Raw genomic sequence first — 1112 nt, 5'->3', positions numbered from 1 at the left:
CATGCTGAACCGCGACCTGCGGGCTTTGAGAGGCTAACCGGTACGCCTGATTTGCGCGAGGAGTTTCTGGCGGAAGACTTCTGCCGGCGTTTTGTAGCCGAGGCATTTGCGTGGCGTTGCGTTCAGGCGGTTGCAGATCTCGGTGAGATCGCGGTCGCTGAGAGACAGTGGATCGACCTCTCTCGAAAGCCATTTCCTGGCCCGTCTATTGGTGTTCTCGACAGTGCCCTTCTGCCACGGGGATTGCGGATCGCAAAACCATGTCTGCGCTCCGATGCTGGCCTGCAGGTAAGGCCAGTCGGTGAACTCCGTGCCACGATCGAAGGTGATCGAGCGACGGGCGAGGTGGGGCAGGGATTGTAGCACCTGGATCAGGCCGTCCATCACCGGCCTCGATTGCCGGTCATTGTTGCGCAGCAAGACGGCAAATCGGCTGACCCGTTCGACCAGCGACGTCACGTTGGCCTTTCCGAACTTCTTGCGAAACTGGATGAGATCGCATTCCCAATGCCCGAACTGTTTTCGCTCGGCGACGGCGTCTGGCCGGTAGAGAATGTTGACATCCGGGGTGAACCGCTTGCCATGGCGGCGTCTGGCGTGCCGCGGCCGGCGTCTGGCACGATGCTCCGGCAGGTGTCGCCACAGTTTGATGGCGTGACCGTCCGAGGAATAGGCGAACTTATAGATCGTCTCATGGCTGACGGAGATCGGATGGCGCTCAAGCTGCAATCGGCCGGCGATCTGTTGCGGCGACCAGCCATGCATGATGCGCTCGATCACCGATTGGCGGAGCTGCGCGAACCGGGCAAGTTTGCGCAGCTTGGCACGCCGTTCTCGCGCCGTGTCATTGGCCATCACGCAGTAGTAACCGTTGAGGTCCGGCATCTCACGATCCTCGAACGTATTGCGGCGCAGCTCACGGAAAATGGTCGAGCGATGTCGGTGCAGCTTCTCGGCGATCACATCAACGCTGACCCAGCCGTGCGCCAGCGGGCAATCTTGCGGCGTTCATCGATATCGATCTGGGAGTAGGTGCGCTTCATGTCTCGTTCCTTGCAAGGATAAACCGTTGTTATCTATTGCAAGTCGCACTTCATCCTTGAACCCACCCC

General features: G+C 59.8%; 1 pseudogene. It reads right to left on the bottom strand.

Annotated features, from left to right (window positions below):
- Positions 1-33 precede the first annotated feature (33 nt).
- Positions 34-1043: pseudogene (locus HX899_RS03025) on the bottom strand (IS30 family transposase).
- Between the last annotated feature and the right edge of the window lie 69 nt (positions 1044-1112).

Origin of the sequence: Rhizobium sp. WYCCWR 11146, assembly GCF_013591995.1 — a bacterium.
GTDB lineage: Bacteria > Pseudomonadota > Alphaproteobacteria > Rhizobiales > Rhizobiaceae > Rhizobium > Rhizobium indicum.
The sequence above is the reverse complement of the archived record's forward strand: the minus strand, read 5'-3'. Positions and strand labels throughout refer to the sequence as shown.